Consider the following 22,640-nt stretch of genomic DNA (forward strand, 5'->3'; position numbering starts at 1 on the left):
AAGAGCTTGCCTTTAGCTAGTTTGCTGATGGAAGGTTATTCCATTAACTAGCTCGCTTAAAATCCAGCTACCGAAGCTGTGTGCTCATACTGATAAACATTCATCTTTTGGCTCAACGAATTCTTATTAGAACTGAAATAGCCCTTAGTTGTGGTAACTGGTACAAAACCTACTTCATCTGCCGCGGAGTTGATCGCCGAACCTAAAGTTTGAGCAGAACTATACAGCTCAGCATCGGTATATGCGCGATACAGATCATAGCCGCCATAAGCTCCCGGGCGATCAGATGCGAAATAGAGTATATGGTTCTCAACGCTTAAGCTGGGATATTTTTCGTTAGCTGAAGTATTGATGTTTTTACCAAGATTTTTTGGTGTTGTAAATCTTCCGTTAGGTAAAATTTCAACGGAATATAAGTCGTAACCGCCATAACCACCGGGCATATCACTCGAAAAATACAACGTTTTGCCATTGCGACTTAACCACGGATTTTCAACAGAATATCCTTTAGGAGCTAAGGTTAAACGTTTTGGGGCAAACCATTGTGCGGGGTTTTTAGGATTTCGGGTGGCAACGTATAGTTGATAATTTGTACTACCTGCTTCGGTTTTAGTGTAAAACACCTGCGTTTGTGTTTTATTAAATGTGAGACCGCCGTGGTTGGTTTTTCCTGTAAAAACTCCAGCAAGTAAATGAGGATTCCGCCAGTTGTTTTTAAATTTTGAAAAACCTAAAAGTTTGTATTCGCTTTGATCTAAAACTGTAGAACTTCCGGACCGTGAAGTGATTTTTCGGTTGGAGACCACAACTAGTTTATCTTCAAACAAACACGTGGCATACTCATCTGAAGCAGTGTTGAAACTGAGTTCAGAAACGATATAGGTATGGTCATTTGGCGATGACGTGTACCTTTTTGCAAATAAATTAGGTGAGGAGTTTGAATTGAAAGCGATCGTAGTTTCGCTTTTTTTACTTTGACACTGATAGTAACCCGCTTTGCAGGGTTACTATCAGTGTCAAAGCTATTAGCTTCGAAAAGCTTGAGTAATTTGAGTTGTGATTTGTTGCAGCCAATTTAGGGGAGACTGGGCGCATATGCTAATATTTTAGTTGAAGCGGGATTAAAATTCGTTGAAGTGAAAATCTAGGGGTTATCCTTGTGTGCAGGCGGCGTTTAAAACCAGCAATTCTTCTACTAATTCTCTAGAATTACTGAGTCTGGGAACTTTGTGCTGACCACCAAGCTTATTTTTTGATTTTAACCAATCGTAAAATAGATCGGTACGGGCGTAGTGTATAGTGGGTGGATTTAAAGTCATATTATTTTTGCGTTTGGCTTCATAATCGCTATTGATCTCCTGTAAAGCCTTGTCAAAAAGTTGATTAAAATGCTCGGGATCCTTAGGAGCCACTTTAAATTCAATGAACCATTCGTGAGCACCTTTTTCTTTTCCATCCATAAAAATAGGTGCAGCTGTGTAGTCTACGATTTCAGACTGGGTAAGCGCTGTTGCTTTCTTTAGGGCTTCTTCGGCATTCTCAATGATCAATTCTTCGCCAAAGGCATTAATGTGGTGTTTAGTGCGCCCACTCACGCGTATACGATACGGATTTATAGAAGTAAATCGCACCGTGTCACCTACGCGATAGCGCCACAATCCGCTGTTGGTAGTAATCACAATAGCGTAGTTTTTTCCTTTTTCAACTTCGCTAAGCGGAATAATTTTCTGACCGGGCTGCCCATAGCAATCCATTGGGATGAATTCATAGAAAATTCCGTAGTCTAACATAAGCAAGAGATCGCTACGTTCGTTTTTATCCTGAAGCGCAAAAAAACCTTCAGAAGCATTATAGATCTCATAATACTTAAAGTCGTGACGCGGCAATACTTTTCTGTACTGATCGCGATAAGGTTCAAAACTTACACCCCCGTGAAAATAGACTTCCAGATTGGGCCAAACCTCAAAAAGGCTTTGTTTGCCGGTTGTAGCTAAAATATTGTTGATGAGCACCAGCATCCAAGAAGGTACACCGGCAAGACTCGTAACTTTTTCTTGAATGGTTTCCTGAACGATAGCTTGCATTTTAACTTCCCAATCGCTCATCAAGGAAACCTCATTCCCGGGAGTACTGCTAAACTCTGCCCAAAACGGCATATTATCGATCAATATCGCTGAGAGATCACCATACGAGGTGCCGTTACTTTCATAAAGGCGTTTGCTTCCGCCCAGGCGCAAGCTTTTTCCGGTAAACAATTGAGAGTCGGGATTGTTATTTAGATAAACACAAAGTAGATCTTTACTCGCTGCATAATGGCAATCTTCAAGCGCTTCAGGGCTTACCGGGATGTATTTGCTTTTTGCGTTTGTTGTTCCGCTGCTTTGCGCAAATAGTTTGACGGGGGAAGGCCAGAAGATGTTGCTTTCCCCACGACGCGCACGCTCGATCATTTCGTGCGAGGCTTCATAATTGGTTATGGGAACTTGTTGTGCAAAATCGTTATAGGAACGAATATCTTTAAAACCGTATTTTTTACCGATCTCTGTATTTTTAGCTTTGTGTACTAACTTCAGCAGCAATTCATTTTGAACTTCGTGAGGATATTTTAGAAACAATTCCATTTGGTGAATACGCTTTTTGAGAAACCAGCTGGCGATAGAATTGACTAAGGGTATCGGCATTTTGTTAGTATATTTGAGCTCTAGTTTATTAGGATTGATAAAAAATCACGCCTAAAAATACTTTTTTTAAACTGAATTAATTCAACATCCTTCACTTTTATGCAATACCAAGGCGTACTTACCAAAATGCAAACCGAACTCCAAAATCCGGTGCAATATTATTTGGTTTTTGAAGATGATTTTATTCACGTCAACCAGCTTTTAGACAAAGAAATACGCATCGAATTTTTAAAATATCAATGCCTTGCGTGCGGCCTGAATAAAAAAATATACCGTCAAGGTTATTGTTATGAAGACTTCTATAAAGTGCCTCAAGCAGCCGACTGGATTATGAAACCGGAGCTTAGCAAAGCGCATTTAGATCAAGAAGATCGCGATCTGGAGTATGAAAAGAAAGTGCAACTGCAGCCGCATATTGTATATCTGGCAAACAGCAGCAATATAAAAGTTGGGGTTACGCGCAAAACGCAAGTACCTACGCGTTGGATAGATCAAGGCGCGCATGAAGCGATTGAGATCGTCGAGGTTCCAAATCGGTATTTAGCAGGAATCACCGAAGTCGCTCTTAAAGAACATATCGCTGATAAAACCAACTGGCGTAAAATGCTCAAAAATGAGATCGAAGATGAGAATCTGGTCGAGCAGCGCGACGCCTTAAAACAGTACATTCCAGAGGAGGCGCTAGAGTACTACATCGCCAGCAATCAGGAAACCAATATAGAATTCCCGGTTTTACAATACCCTAAGAAATTAAAGAGCCTTAACCTTGAAAAAACGCCGGAGTATCAAGGTGTTTTAAAAGGAATAAAAGGGCAGTATCTTCTATTTGAGGACGGAACCGTCTTTAATGTACGCAACTGGGAGGGCTATGTAGTAAGCCTTAGCGTTTCGGCCTAAACCTTAGTATTTACAGTAATTCGCACCAATCTGAAGGATGCTTTTTCTTTAGGTTGGCAAACTTTTTTTAAAATTAATTGAACTAATATGTTAGTTAAACTAATTAATTAGTTATATTTGAATAGTTCAATAACAAAACTAATTCCCTAAACAGTATAAATTATGAAACAGTTAACCAAAGCCGAAGAAGAAGTAATGCAGATCTTATGGGATCTGGGAGAAGCCAATGTAGCTGCGATGCTTGAGGTGATGCCGGAGCCTAAACCGGCTTATAATACGGTGTCTACTATTGTGCGTATTCTGGAAACCAAAGAATTTGTGGGCTACAAAAAGGAGGGTAGAGGACATATTTATTTTCCGCTGGTGAAAAAATCAGATTACAGTAGTGCCTCGATGTCTAAAATGGTCAACGATTATTTCAATGGAAGCTTCAAAAGTATGGTTTCCTTCTTTGTGAAAAAGAAAGAAATGAGCGCGAGTGAACTCGAATCTATTTTAAAAGAAATTAATAAAGACGACTAGTTATGGTAAGATATATACTCGAAGTTATTGTTTTTCAGGCATTGTTTTTAGCCGTGTACCAGCTTTGGTTTCGCAAAGAAACCTTCTTCAATATCAATAGAATTTATTTGATAAGTACAGCGCTTTTAGCTTTCGTTTTGCCCTTTATGCAATTTGAATTATTTGAAAATCAAATTCCGCTGCGCGAAAACATATTTTTTCTACCGGAAGTAGTGGTAACTGCTGAAGCAAGTGAAGTTGCACATGCACCGGAACCACAAGAAACAGACTGGAGTATCTATCTATTACTTTATGCAGCCGGAGTGTTTTTTAGCACGGGAATGCTGTTCAGAAAATATCAAGAGATTCAGCGCTACTTCAGGTTTAAGCGTAAAAATGATACGACGCCTAAGATCATCACCATACCTAATAGTGATGCTGCCTTCACGTTTATGGGGACCATTTTTATTGGCGAAAATATCAATGCTGAAGCTAAAGCGCATATTATGGCTCACGAAGAGGTGCATCTCAAACACTGGCACGGTCTTGACCTGATGCTGTTTGAGCTGATGCGCGTAGTCTTTTGGTTCAATCCGCTGGTGTATATCTATCAAAATAAACTAGCCGAAATACACGAATTTATCGCAGATGCTCAGGCAATGCGTAAAACCGAAATGAAAGCCTATTACAATCAGTTATTAAATACTGCTTTTGGTACGCAACATATTTCATTCATCAATACATTTTTCAATCATTCATTAATCAAAAAACGAATCGTTATGTTACAAAAACAAAGTAAACAAAGAGCCGGACTCAAATATTTAGTCCTGATCCCAGTCATTGCGGGAATTCTAACCTATGTAGGGTGTACCGATGACAACGGTCTCGCCGAAAATAAAGCTGCACTTACGCTTGAGGAACAAGTGGCGGATCTAGAGGCAACTTTAGATGCCAAAGAAGAGATAAGCACTGAAGAGCGCGAACTTGTAAGTAATCTTTTAAATAAGGCGAATCAAAAAGCTTTGCCACCGCCACCGCCTTCGCCTAACGAAGATGCTGTTATAGAAGTGGTAGAAACTCAAAGCCAAAAAGAAATTAATGATGTTCCTTTTGCTGTAGTGGAAGAAGTACCTGTTTTTCCGGGGTGTGAAAGTCTGCAAACCAATGCAGAACGTAAAAAATGTATGTCAGAGCAGGTGTCACAATTAATAAATGCAAATTTCAATACCAAAGTCGGGGAAGAGTTGCAATTGAAAGGAGTTCAAAGGATTTATACAAGATTTCGTATTAATGAAAATGGCGATATCGTAGATATAGAATCTAGAGCCAGTGTACCTGAATTGGAAAAAGAGGCAGAACGTGTAGTTAGTCTATTGCCAAAAATAACTCCCGGAAAACATAAAGGAAAAAATGTAGGTGTTTTGTATTCATTACCTATTGTTTTTCAGACGAAGTAATCCTTTAAAATATACATTATGAAAAAGATTGTTTACTTGTCTATAGGTATTGCCGTTTTTGCATTGACATCGTGCTCTTCAGAAAAGGAAAATAGAGATGTAGCTCAACTTTCTTTTAAAGATAGAGTTGCGAATCTTGATGCTGCTCTAGAAGCTAAAGCCGAATTGAATGAAACAGAACGAGAGCAAATTGCAAGTTTAAACCAAATGGTTTTGAACAAATCTCAAAAACCCTTTATTACGACTGCACCGCCTAATAAGAGTTTTAATTTTGATGATCTGGGTGCTGATCGCGTCGAGTTTAATGCGATCACACAACCGCCATATTATAGTTCTTGTGAAGATGCTAATATGGAAGTGCAACGTGTGTGCGTTGAAGAAGCAATTGCTACTTATGTCTCCTCCCATTTCAATGCTGAAGTTTACAAAGCCTCTAAAGTGCGCGGCCGCTATGAAATGACCGCAAGCTTTTTAATTGATACAGAAGGAAAGATTCAGGATGTAAAGATTAGAAATGACTATGACAAAGCATTAAGCGCTGAAGCAAAACGGGTAATTAAAGATCTACCACAAATGCAACCGGGTAAACATAAAGGAAAGCCAATGGCGGCATTATTTACGTTACCTATTGTTTATGATTTAAAACCTTAAGCACTCAAAAATGCGCAGTTTTTATCTATTTATATTTTTAGTACTAGCCAGCCGGGCCGAAGCACAAGAGGTTTCGGCTTTGGCCATTGGCGATAGTTTATATGCTGTGGGAAACTACAGCAAGGCCATTGAGAGCTATGAACAAATTAAAGCTAAAAACGAGCGTGTTTATTTAAAGTTAGCGCGTGCCCATCAAGCTAAAGGGACCCTTGATGATGCGTTGGTCAACTATAAATTGGCAGCAACAGGTACAGACGAAGTTATCGCGATGAATGAGTATGGAAAACTGCTCATCACCAAACGTCAGTTTAAGGAGGCAGATAGTGTTTTTTCAGCTTTAATTTCAGTTTATGATACCAATCCAGACTTTTATTACCAGCGCGGCCGCGCTAATGAAAACCGACCTAGGGATATTTCAGGAAAAGAGTCTGATAGTGTTTTAGTAGAAAAGCTTGCAAAAGTTCACGATCCTTTAGAAGATTATGAAAGAGCTATCGCCTTAGACAGTACGCACCAAAAAGCACTTGCCGAAGTTGCGACCTCTTATCTTAAACAAAAGGACTTTGCGATGGTTGAAAAACTGGCGTTTAAAGCCTTAGAAAGTTATCCTACTAATGTGGAGATCATCAGCACGCTCGCTCAAAGTTATTATTACAAGGGATGGAATGAGGAAGGCATCCAGTGGTTTGAAAAATTATTGGCACTGGGGCAAGACACCCAATTCATCAGAGAAAAACTGGGCAATCTTTATTATAAAAAACGACAGTACGAGGATGCTATCGAGCAGTATCTTGGCGCTTTAAAGTTCGCTCCTGAAGATGCTTACGATCACGCAACCCTAGCCAAATTATATAATTTCACAGCCGATTTAGATGCTGCTGAAATGCACGGCTTGTTTGCAGTTCTTTACAAAGACCAACCATTGTTTGAGGAGTACTATACCTTATCGCGAACCTACGAGATGAAAAAAGAATGGGCCAGCGCTATGAAGTATGTCAACCGGTCTTTGGATGAAAACCCTAGAAATAAGAGCGCAGAATATACTAAAGCGATCATCGCCGACAATTATTACGAAGACCGCCGTGCGGTGCTCAAACTGTACGAAGACTTCATTAAAAAATATGAGGATGGTAAATACGCAAAGTTTGATCATACACTAAAGCTCGCTAAAGAACGTCGCGATAAACTCAATCGGGAGATCTTTATGGCTGAGGGAGAAGAGGAGTAAGTTGTTCTGTTACATTGAGCGCTTCCGAGATACTTTTAAATTCTCAGTATATAATTCGTAATTACAATATCAATAATTAAAGCAGTTGCTTACTTTTAGCATTCTTAATCAAAGGCTGTGAAAAATTACCTACTTCTATCTTTTAGCTTTATCTTTTTTCTTTCCTGTAACTCAGAAAAAGGACTCAATTGTTTTCAAGCTGAAGGGGAGCGCATCGAACAAGAAATCCCGGTTGAAGCATTTTCTAAGATTATTGTTGAAGAGCGTTTGCAGCTTATTGTAAAACAAGGCGAAACGCAAAAAGTTGTGCTTGCAACCGGTGAAAATTTGGTCAATGATATCGAAGTAAGCGTTACCGATGGCATTCTCACGCTGTTTAACGATAACGGCTGCAATCTCGTGCGCGACTACAACATCAGCAAAGTTTATGTAACCACTCCAGAGCTTACCGAAATACGTAATGCTTCAGGATATGAAGTGCAAAGCGATGGCGTGTTGTCTTTTGATTCCTTAACGCTGACTAGTGAAGATGTTGAAGAAGAAGATTTTTATCATAAAGACGGCGATTTTAGGTTGGAGCTGGATGTGAATACGCTCAACATCACCGCAAACGGACTCAGCAATTTCTTTATTTCCGGCGCAGCCGAAACAGCAACTATTGAATTTCTAGAAGGCGATATTCGTTTTGAAGGCGAAAATTTTGCCATTCAAAATGCCAATATCTATCATCGCGGAACCAATAAAGTGATCGTAAATCCCATTCAGTCTTTGCGCGGAAGTGTTCTAAGCACGGGAGATTTAATTTCAGTCAATCGCCCGCCCATTGTTGAGGTTGAAGAGACGTACACCGGACGCTTGATTTTCCAGTAGGAAAATCACTTTAGTCATTTCCGCGAAGGCGGAAATCTCACAAATTTCATTCATTTCGAAATCCTGCATCCGTGATTACAGGATGCTCTAATTTTCCATACCTATCAAAATCTCAAACGCTGATTTTAAACCGTATCTTTGCAGCTTAAAACCTCAAAAACACCTCAATCTTGGAAGCTCAAAATAATAATCCATTGCAATCTGAAGCTGAAAATAAATCGCATAAAGCCGGTTTTGTAAACATCATCGGGAACCCAAATGTGGGTAAATCTACCTTGATGAATGCGATCGTGGGTGAGCGCCTTTCGATCATTACTTCAAAAGCGCAAACCACGCGGCATCGTATTTTAGGTATCGTAAATGGTGATGATTTTCAAGCGATTTTTAGCGATACTCCGGGAATTATCAAACCCGCATACGAGCTGCAAGCGTCAATGATGGACTTTGTAAAGTCGGCTTTTGAGGATGCCGATGTGTTGATCTATATGGTTGAGTTGGGTGAAAAAGAATTGAAAGACGAAGACTTCTTCAATAAAATTCGCAATACGGATATTCCGGTGTTGCTGCTCATCAACAAGATCGATAAAGGAAATGAGGAGCTGCTTGAAGCCAGCCGCATGCATTGGCAAGAAAAAGTCCCTAATGCAGAGATTTTCGCTATTTCAGCTTTGGAAAATTTTGGGGTAAGTCAGGTGTTTGATCGTATTCTTGACGCTTTACCGGTGTCCCCACCATTTTACCCAAAAGATGCGTTGACCGACAAACCCGAACGCTTTTTTGTAAATGAGATCATACGGGAGAAGATTCTGATGCATTACAAAAAGGAGGTCCCGTATTCTGTAGAGATCGACACCGAAGAGTTTTTTGAAGAAGAAAATATCATTAGAATGCGCAGCATCATTATGGTGGAGCGCGATAGTCAAAAGGGAATCATCATCGGGCATAAAGGTTCGGCGCTAAAACGCATCGGTGTAGAAGCCCGAAAGGATCTCGAGATTTTCTTTGGCAAACAAGTGCATTTAGAACTCTATGTAAAAGTTAATAAAGACTGGCGCAGCAGCGAGCGTGAATTGCGTCGCTTTGGGTATAATGGGAAGTAAAATCCTATGAAAGTTGTTTTTATAATTATACTCGTTTTTAGTTATTCTTTTAATGTTTTAGCTTGTAGCTGTGATATTCCAAAGCCTGCTATTGAGTTTTATGCTTCAGATTATGTTTTTGAAGGAGAAGTTATTAGTAAAATCTATGCTAAAGACTCATTAACATATACCGTAAAGTTTAAGGTTTTAAAGCATTATAAATTTGGTGATGAGCCAGAATTTATAAGCTATACATTTCCTGCTGAAGGAGAGTTTCCAGGTCATTTTACATCCTGCGATTGGAGTGTTGATTTTGGGGAGAGATGGCTTGTTTACAGTAATTTATACAACGGAAAGCAAAGTTTTAGTTTTTATTGTTCAAATAGTAAACCTATTAATGAACATTATGGGATCAGAAAATCAGAGCAAAAAGTTTTAGATAATGGTAATAAACTTGAGCTTGAAAATTACAGGTTTATTAATCACGAGGCAAAGCCGATAACTGATGTAGACTCTATTCTGTCAGCATATAATTCAAAAGATTTGAACTTAGAATCAAAGACATTTGCTCCTTTCTGGATAGATGTAGATAAAGAGGGAAATTTGACAAGTGTAAATTTGAGCCCTCGAGAAAATAGAGAAATGGAAGTTGTAGATACTATTTACGGGCTTAATATTCGTAAAAATCAATATTCTAAACCGAGAAATGAATTTGAATCAGTAGCGCTTGAAATTGCCAAAAAGGTTAAAAAATGGGATACATATGTTTTTCACGGCAAGCAGGTAAGGTATAGAACATTTTTAACTTTTATCTTGGATGAAAATTCGAAAATAGTTCTTTATAACTAAAAAAAAAGCCCCACATCGCGGGGCTATATATTTCTGCCACCGGCTGCAAGCCAGCGGTTAGCAGCATCCACCACCATCATAGTGAAAGGTGCTTTCACTGATAAATATATCGTCGCGACCTAAAGCAGCAAGAGCACCAGCCGTCTTATCGCAAACAGCCAATGGTTGGTTTTTCAATAAAACGTGGCCTTTTTTATCATCAAAATAATCCTCAGCGCCGTAATAGATGGCAGCTTTTCCGGTGAAGATACACGGGCCATCCTCGGGCATCGGGTCTTTGATCGCTGCAACCTCAATCGATTCGATGTAGATGAGTTCGTCTGTCGGGTAGTTTTTAGGATCAAGAATGCGATACGGCTTGCGCGCACGGATTTCGATAGTGCCAAAACCGGCGTCGGTCAAGGCTTTTACATATTCTTTTATAGGTAAACTTCCGCTTAGGCATAATGCACGTAGGCGCTCATCGTTGCGCAAGGTTTCATTTATTTCCTGCTCACAAGTAGGATCGCTCATTACGAGTCTTCCGTGAGGTTTGAGCACGCGGTACATCTCTTCGATCGCTTTTTTCAGCTCTTCTGCTTTAAAAATATTAAAGAGGCAATTTTGAGCAGCTACATCAATGCTGTTATCTTCCACAGGTAAGTGGAGCGCGTCTCCTTTTTTAAGATCTACAAATTCACTCTTGAACCAAGGATTCAACTCCTCAGCTTCCTCAAAGTTTTTACGCGAAGCTTCGAGCATTTCATCGACCACATCCACGCCAACCACGCCGCTTTTTTGGCGCGAGAAATAAGCGAACTGTAAGAGCTCCATTCCGCCGCCTACACCCACATAAAGTACGCGCGGATCGTTAGTAAGATCACATGCATTTACGGTGCTTCCGCAGCCGTAATTCATCTCTTGCATGATCTTAGGGATTTTCAATCCCGGTAATTCCCAGATAGGATTTGTAGTGCAACAAAGTCCAACGTCTGGAGTGAGTGCAGCGTCACGATATACATTTTTGGTGGTTTCTAAATAGCTCATAATTTCGTTTTTTTAGATTAATACCTTTTAAAGTTGAATGCCAAAACCTTGCAACCCGCTTTCATATGCCGGCAAAATTTCGGTGTTGTCCCAAATTCCTGTGATCAGGGTTCGGGCGTATTCCTGCGGTAAAAAGTCGGTTTGCATATGTTGGTTTGCCAATTTGTAATTGTAATCCATCGTGTGATGCGTAAACTTAAGTTGGCCATCCTGTTCCTCTAAAATCGCATACCACACGTGCGGACTTCCATCATTTGCAGGCATCCCGATCACTCCGGGATTGAGCCAGAGTTTTTCATTCTGACTGTGATTAAAAGGTAAACCGCAATGACCAGCGATGATCACATCGGCACCCGTTGCATCAAAGTTTTTCTGTTTAAGGGACCAATCGGTAGACTTATATACAAATTCAGAGACGTTAAAAAAGTCGCCGTGAACCATAACGAACTTTTTATCCACAAAGCGGAATTGTATGTGATCAGGCAAAGTGGCAATGAAGTCTAACGAACTTTTACTGAGTTTACTTTGCGCGTACGGAAACCACATTTGACTAAACCCATCGCAACGCGAACCTTTTCTAAAATCACAACCGCAATCTTCTGCACCATCCCGCAACTGGATCTCCACATTACCTAAAACACTTTGCGCTCCCCAAATTTTAAAGAGTTGCACGACTTCTTCGGGTTGTGCGCAATACCCCACAATGTCCCCTGTGCACAAGCAATTTTGTGGTGCGATGTGTTGTGCTTCGGCTATTCGCTTCAGCGCTTCTAAAGCTTGAAGATTGCTGTACACTCCACCAAACAAAAGCACCTTTCCGTCAAGGTTGCCAAGGTCTACCACAGTTTTATCCATGCCGGTATCATATATAAAATTAAACAACATCCCGCGGCCCAAATGTTGGCCCATAGTAGGTCTGCATAGCGACCTTGAGTTAAAATCCAACATTCAGGAATCAGGTTAAAAACCAATAAAAGTCCGAAACCGATCCCGCAAAAAACACTCAGGTAAAAACTGAGTTTAGGGGCAGGGAGTTTCCAAAAGAAAAATATAGGCGTAAGGCCAATAACCATCGTGCCTGAAATGGTTGTTGCCGATAAAATTTCAGCATCTAAAAAGATAGGAATTGTACCCAGAACTACCAATACACACATCGCTAAACGACCAAAACTGATACTTTCGCCGAGTTTTAAATCCACTGCTGCCAACTTGGAAAATGATGAAAACGTAGAGTCTAAAGTCGAAGCCGCTGAGGTGATCATTATAAAATTGATGATCAACAAGATTACGCTACCAAAGGCTTTTCCTACTTCAACTGCAGCTTGGCCTTGCATTCCCATTGCTTTGGCATAAACGCCAATGACGCTGAAAAGCACAATACAGATCGCTCCTAAAATTCCTGCCCAAAGAAAACTTCTAAGCGTGACTTTTGGCGAACTTAAAAAGCCGCGGTCTGTCAAAACGGGGTCGTGAAAGGGATAACTCAAACTTTGAATGAGCGCGGCAAACAATAAATTCAAACCAGTGTCAAAACCCCAAACTCCAGATTGCAAGGTTTCTGCCACTGTAAAATTAGTAGTCGAATAAATGCTCGCCAAGATCACAAACAGCAGAATCCCAAAAAGTCCCATTTGCAAAACGTCGGTAAAAATCGAACTGCTCAAGCCACCCTTGAGCGAATACGCAAGCGTCAATAGCGTAAAAACAATGATCGAGGCGTAATATGGAGTGCTGCCAATATCTCCAAAATAACTTCCGATCACCATCGTATTACTCCAAACCTCATTAAACAGTCGTATCGCGATCAACACCGAAAACACACGCATCGCATTTTTACCGAAGCGCGAGGTGAGAAACTGATGCAAACTGGTAAAACCACCTTGCGTACGCAGCGAATAAATAAGAATACCGGCCATTACAAATGAGAGGTAATATGCTGCGTAGGCGACACCACCCACGATGCCGAACTCCAACCCCAGATTGGCTGCATTGGTAATACTTTTGGCAAAAATCCAGGAAATGATCAAGCTACCGGTAAGCATAAAGGCATTGGGCGCCTTCCTGCGATGCGTTGCTTTAAAAAAATCATCGGTTGTTTTTGCCAGAGGCGAAAGGAAAAAGAGCGTCACACTAGACGCAATAATCAAGATCCACTGCCAGATTGCTATATCCAAATTGGTAATTTTAATTATCCCACCAAACGGGACTGTTTAAACTGTTGTCATTTGTGGCTGCTGCCGCGGCTTGATAATTATCTGCATTCAAAGCTTGTTCTTCTGCCGGATACGGCATACGCACAGGAATGATCCCATCATTCAAGCTCGCTGCAACGGCCCTAAATTCAGGGAAGCCGGTGCGACGCCATTCGATCCAACCTTCATAACCGTTGATGAGGTTGGCGATCCATTTTTGCGTGATGATCTGTTGTACAGGTGTGGTTCCTGCAGCGTAATACGCAGCCGGGCCGGTCAGGTACTCTGCCGGAAGATCGGTCAGCCAATAATCAAAAGCCAACTGAACGCCTTGATTGTATAAAGATTCCGCATCTGCGCTTATGAAACCTTTTTCCGCAGCTTCCGCAAGGATAAAATGCGTTTCCCAAGCCGTCATAAAATTAGCATCTAATTGCGCAGTGTTCTCACGGAAAAGTGTTCCGGCCAACGAATAATTAGCAGGCTCGATCGAAGTTTGTGAGGCATCAATTCCGTTGATGAGTCCGTTAAATTCACCGGAAGTGGAATTGGCAAAAGGACGGAAAAATACCGAAATACGATCATCGTCAAGATCGGTCAAAATATCCTCCATAGTTTCAGAAAGCACAAAGTTGTTGAAATCTCCTGCGCGCAATTGTGCAAAGCGGAAACTATTAGGAGCACTTGAAGTAAAATCAAAAACGGCATTATCTGCATTAGTAGTGATAAAATTTCCTTCCGCATAAATTGAAGCGATAGCGGCTGCTACATTTTCCTGACTTGAAATACGCATCAAAGCTTTTAGCTTTAAAGAGTTTGCAAACTGTATCCATTTGCTGAGGTCTCCGTCAAAAAACAGATCGCCTTCTAGAGCCACAGCGCCGGAGTAGGCATTGATCGCGGCAATCCCCTGATCCAGGTTGTCCAGAATTCCGCCTTCTGCTAAATAGATGTTTTCTTGAGCATCATAAGGGGCGGTTACGGTTCCGTCAATTCCATTAAATGCTTCAAAATAGGGAACATCGCCAAACAAATCGGTAAGACCTTGCGCCATATAAGCTTTGAGAATCAATGCCGGTCCTTCATAAACTTTAAAGGTTTCAACTTCTTGAGCCTGTTTAAGCAAGAGTTCGTTGTCTCTGAGATTGGTGTAAAAAATAGGCCAGGGATTTCCACCCAATTGCGGCGATTTTAGTGCGTGTCGGTCAAAGAGGTTAAAGTCTAAAGCCGTGCGATGCTGCGAAAGGAGATCGCCTGCGGCAAAACCTTCATAGCTCATTTGCTCGCCAAAATCATAAATAACCTGGCGTAAAAGCAATCCCGGTTGCACGCTTACCGGCGCATTGGGATTGGTGTTTTTTTCTTCAAAATCTGTAGTACAAGCCGTAAAGAAGCTCAGACTCAAGATCAGAATGGTATATATCGTGTTTTTCATCTTCTAACTAGTTTTGATAGGCTTCAAGCCTTAGAAATTAAAGCCTGCTTTTAAACCAATACTGCGCGTGGTAGCGTAGCTCATATCTTCAACCCCGCTTACGAAGCCGGTGCCTTGCACTGCGAGTTGCTCAGGATCAAAATGCGGTATTTCTGAAAAGGCAAAGAGGTTGCGACCTACAAGTGCCAAGTCGATGTCCATCCCGCTACTTAAGCCTAAAAAGCCATCCTTTAGATTAAAGGTATACCCCACTGAAAACTGACGAAGCTTTAGATACGAAGCGTCATAAATATTGTTTTCTTCGTGGTTACGATCGTAAAATTGGCGGTAATAGGTTTCTGCAGAAACCGCTGTGGTATTTTGCACATACTGCGGATTTTCTGCTGTCCCTGTATTGACAACACCTTGCGGAACAATGCCTTCTTCCGGGCGATTTGCTGTTTCTGCGAGTTGGCCACCCACAGTTCCCAAAGCGCGTGTGCGAGAAACAAGTTCGCCACCTTGTCGCCAGTCAAATAAGAAACTCAAACTCCAATTTTTATAGCTGAAGCTGTTGTTCCAACCTAGCATAAAGTCAGGGGTGTAGTTTCCTATTTTTTTGAGGTTATTATCTGCGATATAGCTTCCGGAAGGAGTTAAGATAAATTGTCCGTCTTCGGTTTTTTGATAGCCGGTTCCATAGATATCGCCAATTTTTCCGCCTTCTTCTACCTGAAACCAAACTGTCTGATTGGCACTGTCGTAAATTCGGCTGTATGCTAAAGTCAGCCTTCCGTCTGATTGCGGTAAACTTTCCACTCTCGAAGTATTACTACTAAAATTGAACGTAGTATTCCATTTAAAATTAGCGGTCAGAATCGGTGTGAGATCTGCGATAAGTTCGACCCCTTGTGTACGTACTTCACCGCCATTCACCACTTGTTGATTGTATCCCGAGGAGATCGCGATGGGTAGCGAAATGATCTGATCCTTAGTCAACGCGTTATAATAGGTCGCATCTAATCGAATACGATCTTTAAGAAATCTGATGTCTGCACCTACTTCATACGACGTGGTTTGCTCTGGTTTCAGATTAGCATTAGGTATAAAATTTTGATTGCTGAAAGTGGGTTGCCCATTGTAAGCCGTCTGCGAAATAAAAGCATCACTGGTTTGATAAGGCTGCGTATCGTTACCTACTTGAGCTACACTCGCGCGAAGTTGCGCATAGGAAAAAGCTTTGGGTAACTCAGCCACTTCAGAAAGAATAAAACTCGCCGAAGCCGAAGGATAAAAGAACGAAGTCCCATCTACCGAAAACGGCGTGGCAAGGGCACTTGACCAGTCGTTACGGCCGGTAAGGTCTAAAAATAAAAAGTCGCGGTAACCCAGTTTTGCAATTCCGTAAAGGGAATTGATGCGCTTATTTGATTCAAATTGAAATACATCAATTGGCGAAGCGGCATTATTCAGATTGAAAATTCCCGGTTGTGCAAGATTTACCGTTTGCGACTGTTTGGTGCTGGCTTTTTGGTCCAGACGGTTTCCGCCCAGCGAAACATCAAGAGAAAAGTCGCCAAAGATGTTGTTATAATTCAGTAAGAAATCAGTGTTGATCTCGCGATAAAACACATCGTGCTCGGCATAGCCTCCATTTTGAAAACGGTTAGAGCTGAAAGCACGACGCAGCTGGCGCGTTTCTGAAGAATAATCCATTCCGGAACGCAGCGAAAGGCTGAGGTTTTCTGTGATTTGCTGTTTGATAGAAATGTTCCCAAAAACCCGGTCCCGGTTGAAAGAATTCCGGTTTTCATACATCGTAAAAAACGGATTGTCAAAATACGTGTAGTTAAAGGAGTAGTGCTGCACACCTTCTAATCCCGGTTGCCAATATTGGCGCAAGCTGTTAATGTCTAGCGAGCGCGGTCCCCAAGCCACAAGCGCATAATTGACGTTCTCACTTCCGTAGCCGTTAGATGGGCGGTTGTCACTCCCGGAATTCACATAACTGATAGAAGCATTAAACGTGGTTTTGTCAGTAGGTTTAAAATTCAGTTTGGTAGCTACCGTTTGGCGGTCCAGATTTACTCCGGGAATGATCGATTCGCTACGTAAATCGGTAAACGAAATGCGATAGTTTCCTTTATCAAAACCGCTGCCAATTGCCACGTTATTGATCGTGGTCACACCAGTCTCATAAAAATCTTTCAGGTTATCGGGATGCGAATTGAAGGCTGTTGGTGTGATGCCGATCCCGTTATAAAGCGAAGTGTCTCCACCGCGAACGACCGTTCCGTCAGGTAAGGTTACAGGTGAATCAAATTGTGCGATCAAAGTGCCTTGATCTAAACGCGGTCCCCAAGAATAGGAGATAAGATCGTTGACCCCGCCACCTAAACCATCAACAAATTCAAACTGACCGGAATTCCCCTGTCCGTATTGATTTTGAAATTCAGGAAGTTTAAAAGGCGTATCTACAAAAACCGAAGTATTGATGCTGATGCCTAGACCTTTGCTTTGGCTTCCGTTTTTAGTTTCAATAATGATTACACCGTTTGATGCGCGGGTGCCGTAAAGCGCTGCGGCACTTGGGCCTTTAAGCACACTTACCGAAGCAATATCGTCTGGGTTGACTTCCATCGCGCCGTTACCAAAATCGATCTCTTGAAAACCGGCTGCGGCTTCGTTACTTTCATTAAAAACCGTGTTGTTATTGATGGGCGTTCCGTCAACGATAAACAGCGGATTGTTGTTTGAAAAGGAAGCCTCGCCGCGAATGGTGATCTTTGAAGAAGAACCCACGCCGGTAGCGCCTTGTGAAACCGTAACACCGGCTAATTTTCCGGCAAGGTTGTCGAGGAAGTTCGGCGCTTTTACCGCAGAAACTTCTTCTGCTTCGATGGTTTGCACTACATAACCCAATTCTTTAGTCTCGCGCTCGAGACCGAGCGCCGTTATGACCACTTCATCGAGGTCTGTAGTAGATTCTTGTAAGGTGATATTAATGGTAGTTCGTCCGTTGATTGATGCGGTTTGGGTGATGAAGCCAATTGCTGAAAAGCGTAGTTCGTTAGCTGCAGCAGGAACCTCCAGCGAAAACATTCCGTTTTCATCGGTTATCGTGGCAGCATCGGTATTTACGGCAATGACATTTACAAACGGTACGGTCGTTCCGTCGCTTGAGGTGGTTACCGTACCCGAAATGGTAGTTTGGCTATTGGCAACTGCACACAGCAAGAGCATTAGCCCAAAATAAAGGTGTTTCATTTTTTTGTTTCTGATTAGTAAAAGGAAGCGGCTTGATTGTACAGCACACCGCGAGACAAATGATGTTGTCTTAAATACTTAAACTAACCGGAGAACCTTTGTTGAAGTAGTTTTGATACTGAAAGGCATCAAAGACGAACTTTTGGTTGGTGATTGGTTGCGTCCCTCCAAAATGTATGCGTAAAAGCAGTTTTTTGATCAAATATGGAAGTTGCCCGCGATCTAAAAGTGCAGCAACATCAAAAACCGAATCTAAGTCGTGCAGCACCTCAAGTATTGTAGCCTGAATCTTTTGCTCACGTACTTTTCTCAGAATGATTTGCGTAAGTTTTGAGGTCTGCCAAGGGAGTTCTAAAAGTGCTTGTGCATTAAAATGAGTTTTGTTTAGACCCATTAAATAGAACCCGCCGTCAACGGAAGGACCAATGACCATCGGGCAATTTTGCAATTCGTTTGCGGCGGTGAGTAGATGCTGTTTGGTTAAATGCGGACTGTCATTCCCAATACTGATGACATTGTCATAGCCCAGCTCATAAATTTCTGTAAAGGCTTGTGTATAGCGTTCAGCAAACGTGGCTCCTTTTTGATTTTTTTCAGAATAAATGTAAAAGGGGAGTCCGCTTTGCTTTACCGTTTTTAAAGTCTGCTTATTGAGCGCTTCAAAGAGTTGCACGCCGTTGTGCATCGACTTGTGTCGTGCATCTTCTTCCGCAGAGCGGGCAAAAATTAATATGGCGGTTTTAGTATTCAATAAAGCGGTAAACGCAGCGTGTGCTTCTGATTATTTTATGTTGAATTAAGCTACAGTTCCCTGGCAGCTGCTTCCTGCGCCGGCAGTACAGCCGTAGCAATGCTGAGAAATGATAATGTTACGATCGTTAAGCACATCCTCATTATACTCTGAAATATGCTTCACTTTTGAATTTACTTTGAGATCCAGCATTTGATTGAAATCACAATCGTACAACCAGCCGTCCCAACTAATTGAGATCGTATTAGTACACATCACATTCGCCACCGCAGCCGGGTTGTAAGCCTCAACAAGTTGGTACATATAATCCTCGTAGTTTTCCGAAGCGATCAAGTAATCCAGAAAGCGTGCGATAGGAAGATTGGTAATTGCAAACAGGTTATGAAACTGAATGCCGAAATCTTCCATCAAGGCTTTTTTGAAATCCTTTTCCATTCCTGCCTGATCTGAAGGAAGGTAAGCACCGTTAGGATTATACACAAGGTCTAAGCGTAAGTCGCTATCTGGCATTCCGTAACCTACGGCATTTAATTCCTGTAAAGCTTTGATCGACTTGTCAAAAACGCCTTCACCACGTTGCTTATCGGTCTTACCACGTGTCCAGTGCGGCATCGAGCTCACCACGTGTACATTGTGTTTCTTGAAAAATTCCGGTAGATCGTAGTATTTCTTATTGGCGCGAATGATCGTCAGGTTACTGCGTACAATAAAATCTTTAATCCCTGCTTTACTCGCTTCTTCTACAAAACGTCTGAAATTAGGATTCATTTCAGGAGCACCACCGGTAAGATCCAGTGTATGTGCGCCAGTGTTTTTGATCACTTCCAGACATTGCTCCATCGTTTCCCAAGTCATTATTTCTTTACGATCGGGACCGGCATCTACGTGACAATGCTCACACACCTGATTACACATATATCCCACATTGATCTGAAGGATTTCCAGTTTTTTAGGTCGTAACGGAAATTGATTGGTCTCTTTGATCTTTTTGGCAAACGTAGGAAGTTCGCCATCGGCAAAAATTCCACCGGATAAAACCTCAAGCTGTTTATTGGCTTGAGCGAGATCGTCGTGACGTTTATGTAGGGATTTTTTTGTTTGAGTTGCAGGCATAAAAGCGTTTATTTTTCTTTTTCAGTATTGACTAAGATAGGATTAAGTTGCTAGAATATAGCCTTTAGTGCTACATTTCTAGCTTATTCACTTTATTCATCATCATCGTACCGTGTACAAGCGTAGCGCCACTCTTGATCGCAGCACCTACGTGAATGGCTTCCATCATTTGTTCTTTGGTCACGCCGCGTTGCAAGGTGTCTTTGGTATACGCGTCGATGCAATACGGGCATTGTTCGGTATGCGCAACAGCAAGGGCGATAAGCGCCTTCTCTCGTGCAGTAAGCGCACCTTCTTCAAAAACTTTTCCGTAGTAATCAAAGAATTTTGTACCCAGTTCCTCGCTCCATTCGGTGATCTTACCAAATTTTCTCAGGTCTGCCGGATCGTAATAATTGTTGTTAGCCATGATGATTTTTTGTTTTGAGTTATAAAAAGCATAACTACACGAGTAGTTACGGAGATAATTGTGTTGTGGTTTTTTTAATGCGGAAAAACCCTAAAGTTTTTCAATAAGCTGCGTAAAAAGTTTAACCATATCAGGTTCTGCTTTTCCGGCGGCAGCCATAATATCTTGAATGTCTACAGGTGCCAGGTTTTCTGGGTCGCACTCATCGGTAATTACTGAAACGGCAGCAACCGGCAAATCGAGATGGTTGGCGACAATCACTTCTGGAACGGTGCTCATTCCAACCGTGTCAGAGCCGATGATCTTAAGGAATCTATATTCGGCGCGGGTTTCAAGCTGTGGACCAACTACAGATGCATAAACACCTTCGTGTAACGTGATTTCTTCGGTCTTTGCGATATCCTTAAGAATGTTGCGCATAGACACGTCGTATGGTTCGCTCATATCAGTAAAACGTGAACCTAATTGTTCAACCCCTTTAAACGCAAGGGGAGAACCACCTTGCAAGTTGATGTGATCTTCAATAAGCATAATCTCGCCTTTTTTAAAGTTGAGGTTGATCGCGCCGGCTGCATTACTGATGAGTAGTTTTTTAATACCAAGTTCGTTCATAACACGCACCGGGTAGCTCACATCGCGTAACGTGTAGCCTTCATAAATATGAAAACGACCTTGCATCACGATCACTTTTTTTCCGCCTAAAGTTCCGTAGATCAGTTTTCCGGTATGGAATTCAACCGTGGCAGTTGGAAAATTAGGAATGTGGTTGTAGCTCACCGAACTGATGATCTCAACTTTATCTACAAATTGGCCAAGACCGGTACCTAAAATAATACCGATTTCCGGAGCTTCAAAACCGCGCTCTTTTAAAAACTGCGCAGATTCTTCAATAAATTTTTTCATGGATTTTTATTTCAAATGTTCTGGTAAAAAAGGCTTGAAGGCCTCAATACCTTTTATGTCTTCGTAATAGTCTACATCATTACGGGTTTCTAGCAATTTAACAGATTCTGAGCTTAAATCGGCAAGCGTGTCTTTAAGAACGGTTTCGGTTCCCCAAGTTTTATTACTGAAAAGTTCTGGCTTTAGGAAGGTCATTCCAAGTAAATAATACCCACCGTCTTCAGCCGGACCTACCACAAAATCGTGCTCATCAAGCGCTGCAAATGCTTCTTCTAGATCTTTTTGAGAAAGGTCATACATATCGCTACCAATGATGATCGCTTTTTTATAGCCGCTCGCAAAAGCTCCTGAAAACGCCTTTTGCATTCGAGCTCCCAGATCATCACCGTGTTGTAATTTTTTGGTAAACGTGTTTTTATCCCAATAATCTGAAGCACGTATTTTTTCTGAATAATAAACCTGTTTATCTACGCTCAAATTTTGGGTGATGTTAACCGTGTGCTGAAGCAAAAACTTATAGATCTCAAGCGCTGCAGCATCACCCACACCGCTTGCAAGTCGGGTTTTTACTTTACCCAATTCGGGATTGCGGGTAAAGATTAAAAGGGCTTTATCTGAGGTAGGGAAATGAAATTCTGTCTCGAAATCTTTTTCAGAATCGGTGTCTTTTTTACTTAATAGACCCATTAGATGTTGTTAATTGATAAAAGTCAAATTTAATGAACCGCAATTCCCGTACTTAAATAATCTTCCCAATTTTTTGAAAAGGTGTGTACTTTTTGAGTGCTTTTGCCTTTGGCATTCACAATTTTAAAGCCTGCGTCTTTCCAAGCAAAAATTCCGCCGTAGAGATTATACGCAGTTTTGCCGGTTTTACGTTCAAGCTTTTCGCCAAAATCTTCGCTACGAATGCCCACGGTGCAATACACTACAATTGGCTTTTTCTTATTTGATATGGAATCTAAAAATGCATTTTGAGGTCTTTCTCCAACCCAAATCGCTGACGGAAGATGGCTAACCTCAAACTCTTCTCTTTTGCGTGTATCTAGAATGGTGTAAGCTTCGAGATTCATTTTGAGTTCTTGCACAGAAATATAAGGAATGCTTCGGGTGTTGTAGGTTTCCAGAAGTTTATCAATAGATTTTTTCTGGCAGAAGCCAAAAAGAGGAAGTAGAAGAGCGAGAAGCAGGTGAAATTTCATTCTGAAATATTAAAAAGGCAGTTTCTTAGTTCTGGTAAAACTTACGAAGAAGCGCTTTTTTTGGTTTGATTTTAAAGGAATCGATAAGCACGTGAATTACAGCACGCTTTAAAAGAGGGCGGTAATTCCGTGATGTTTCCCTTTAGTATT

At 41.5% G+C, this 22,640-nt stretch carries 21 protein-coding genes; 8 read left to right on the top strand and 13 right to left on the bottom strand.

Annotated elements, in window-relative coordinates; genetic code table 11:
• Positions 1-56: 56 nt before the first annotated feature.
• A complete protein-coding gene (locus BUA96_RS11345) occupies positions 57-827 on the bottom strand; it encodes a TolB-like translocation protein (RefSeq protein WP_072983184.1) in 771 nt (256 codons plus the stop codon).
• A 324-nt stretch (positions 828-1,151) separates the two neighbouring features.
• The gene (locus BUA96_RS11350; RefSeq protein WP_072983185.1) at positions 1,152-2,681 is read right to left on the bottom strand and encodes a GH3 auxin-responsive promoter family protein; all 1,530 of its coding nucleotides are present in this window, start codon (positions 2,679-2,681) and stop codon (positions 1,152-1,154) included.
• A gap of 99 nt (positions 2,682-2,780) precedes the next feature.
• Between BUA96_RS11350 and BUA96_RS11355 the strand changes: the two genes are divergently transcribed.
• The 8 genes from BUA96_RS11355 (at position 2,781) to BUA96_RS11390 (ending at position 10,213) form a co-directional block, all read left to right on the top strand.
• On the top strand, positions 2,781-3,578 hold the full coding sequence (locus BUA96_RS11355) for a DUF2797 domain-containing protein (protein ID WP_072983187.1): 798 nt from the start codon (positions 2,781-2,783) through the stop codon (positions 3,576-3,578).
• 162 nt (positions 3,579-3,740) lie between these two features.
• Positions 3,741-4,100, top strand: coding sequence for a BlaI/MecI/CopY family transcriptional regulator (locus BUA96_RS11360; protein WP_072983189.1), 360 nt, complete (start codon positions 3,741-3,743; stop codon positions 4,098-4,100).
• 2 nt (positions 4,101-4,102) lie between these two features.
• Positions 4,103-5,536: a M56 family metallopeptidase gene (locus BUA96_RS11365; RefSeq protein WP_072983191.1), complete on the top strand. Its 1,434-nt coding sequence runs from the start codon at positions 4,103-4,105 to the stop codon at positions 5,534-5,536.
• 18 nt (positions 5,537-5,554) lie between these two features.
• Complete coding sequence (locus BUA96_RS11370; protein ID WP_072983192.1) at positions 5,555-6,187, top strand: energy transducer TonB; 633 nt, start codon at positions 5,555-5,557, stop codon at positions 6,185-6,187.
• 10 nt (positions 6,188-6,197) lie between these two features.
• Entirely contained in the window at positions 6,198-7,415 is a 1,218-nt protein-coding gene (locus tag BUA96_RS11375) for a tetratricopeptide repeat protein (protein WP_072983194.1), read from the top strand.
• 117 nt (positions 7,416-7,532) lie between these two features.
• Positions 7,533-8,285 (top strand): head GIN domain-containing protein, encoded by a 753-nt coding sequence (locus BUA96_RS11380; protein WP_072983195.1) that lies wholly within the window; start codon positions 7,533-7,535, stop codon positions 8,283-8,285.
• A gap of 170 nt (positions 8,286-8,455) precedes the next feature.
• Entirely contained in the window at positions 8,456-9,385 is a 930-nt protein-coding gene (gene era, locus BUA96_RS11385; RefSeq protein WP_175546499.1) for a GTPase Era, read from the top strand.
• 6 nt (positions 9,386-9,391) lie between these two features.
• Positions 9,392-10,213 (top strand): hypothetical protein, encoded by an 822-nt coding sequence (locus tag BUA96_RS11390; protein WP_072983197.1) that lies wholly within the window; start codon positions 9,392-9,394, stop codon positions 10,211-10,213.
• 57 nt (positions 10,214-10,270) lie between these two features.
• Here BUA96_RS11390 and arsM read toward each other — a convergent pair whose 3' ends face one another.
• The 11 genes from arsM to BUA96_RS11445 form a co-directional block, all read right to left on the bottom strand.
• A complete protein-coding gene (arsM, locus tag BUA96_RS11395; protein WP_072983199.1) occupies positions 10,271-11,239 on the bottom strand; it encodes an arsenosugar biosynthesis arsenite methyltransferase ArsM in 969 nt (322 codons plus the stop codon).
• A 27-nt stretch (positions 11,240-11,266) separates the two neighbouring features.
• Complete coding sequence (locus BUA96_RS11400; protein WP_072983201.1) at positions 11,267-12,094, bottom strand: metallophosphoesterase family protein; 828 nt, start codon at positions 12,092-12,094, stop codon at positions 11,267-11,269.
• The gene (locus tag BUA96_RS11405; protein WP_072983203.1) at positions 12,076-13,413 is read right to left on the bottom strand and encodes an SLC5/6 family protein; all 1,338 of its coding nucleotides are present in this window, start codon (positions 13,411-13,413) and stop codon (positions 12,076-12,078) included. The genes BUA96_RS11400 and BUA96_RS11405 overlap by 19 nt, the downstream gene beginning before the upstream one ends.
• Before the next feature lie 10 nt (positions 13,414-13,423).
• Entirely contained in the window at positions 13,424-14,866 is a 1,443-nt protein-coding gene (locus BUA96_RS11410) for a SusD/RagB family nutrient-binding outer membrane lipoprotein (RefSeq protein WP_072983204.1), read from the bottom strand.
• A gap of 30 nt (positions 14,867-14,896) precedes the next feature.
• The gene (locus BUA96_RS11415; protein ID WP_072983206.1) at positions 14,897-18,112 is read right to left on the bottom strand and encodes a SusC/RagA family TonB-linked outer membrane protein; all 3,216 of its coding nucleotides are present in this window, start codon (positions 18,110-18,112) and stop codon (positions 14,897-14,899) included.
• A gap of 70 nt (positions 18,113-18,182) precedes the next feature.
• Positions 18,183-18,863 (bottom strand): TIGR04282 family arsenosugar biosynthesis glycosyltransferase, encoded by a 681-nt coding sequence (locus BUA96_RS11420; protein WP_072983207.1) that lies wholly within the window; start codon positions 18,861-18,863, stop codon positions 18,183-18,185.
• A gap of 45 nt (positions 18,864-18,908) precedes the next feature.
• Positions 18,909-19,976 (bottom strand): arsenosugar biosynthesis radical SAM (seleno)protein ArsS, encoded by a 1,068-nt coding sequence (gene arsS, locus BUA96_RS11425; protein ID WP_072983208.1) that lies wholly within the window; start codon positions 19,974-19,976, stop codon positions 18,909-18,911.
• 70 nt (positions 19,977-20,046) lie between these two features.
• Positions 20,047-20,385, bottom strand: coding sequence for an arsenosugar biosynthesis-associated peroxidase-like protein (locus BUA96_RS11430; RefSeq protein ID WP_040532960.1), 339 nt, complete (start codon positions 20,383-20,385; stop codon positions 20,047-20,049).
• A 90-nt stretch (positions 20,386-20,475) separates the two neighbouring features.
• Positions 20,476-21,288 (bottom strand): purine-nucleoside phosphorylase, encoded by an 813-nt coding sequence (locus BUA96_RS11435; RefSeq protein WP_072983209.1) that lies wholly within the window; start codon positions 21,286-21,288, stop codon positions 20,476-20,478.
• 6 nt (positions 21,289-21,294) lie between these two features.
• On the bottom strand, positions 21,295-21,975 hold the full coding sequence (locus tag BUA96_RS11440; RefSeq protein ID WP_072983211.1) for a TIGR04282 family arsenosugar biosynthesis glycosyltransferase: 681 nt from the start codon (positions 21,973-21,975) through the stop codon (positions 21,295-21,297).
• 29 nt (positions 21,976-22,004) lie between these two features.
• On the bottom strand, positions 22,005-22,490 hold the full coding sequence (locus BUA96_RS11445) for a rhodanese-like domain-containing protein (RefSeq protein WP_072983213.1): 486 nt from the start codon (positions 22,488-22,490) through the stop codon (positions 22,005-22,007).
• Positions 22,491-22,640: the final 150 nt, after the last annotated feature.

It is taken from the genome of Leeuwenhoekiella palythoae (assembly GCF_900130045.1).
GTDB classification, from domain to species: Bacteria; Bacteroidota; Bacteroidia; order Flavobacteriales; family Flavobacteriaceae; genus Leeuwenhoekiella; species Leeuwenhoekiella palythoae.